Consider the following 265-nt stretch of genomic DNA (forward strand, 5'->3'; position numbering starts at 1 on the left):
TCTCTGTCCTGGTCGATGATATCGCCCGCAGTGAACACGGTCTGATTATGCTGATGGGCAAAGGCGGTGTGGGTAAAACCACAATGGCTGCGGCTATCGCCATCAGTCTGGCGGATAAGGGTTTTGATGTGCATCTAACCACCTCAGATCCTGCTGCACATCTCAGTACAACGCTGAATGGCAGCCTCAAAAATCTGCAGGTCAGCCGAATCAACCCTCAAGATGAAACCGAACGCTATCGTCAGCATGTTCTGGAGACGAAGGG

At 52.1% G+C, this 265-nt stretch carries 1 protein-coding gene; it reads left to right on the forward strand.

Annotated features, from left to right (window positions below; all coding sequences use genetic code 11):
• A partial coding sequence (locus VZP09_RS24475) for an ArsA-related P-loop ATPase (RefSeq protein ID WP_328795527.1) occupies positions 1 to 265 on the forward strand: 265 nt, incomplete at both ends.

The organism is Klebsiella sp. EMBS2024 (assembly GCF_036233805.1).
Classification (GTDB): Bacteria; Pseudomonadota; Gammaproteobacteria; order Enterobacterales; family Enterobacteriaceae; genus Klebsiella; species Klebsiella pneumoniae.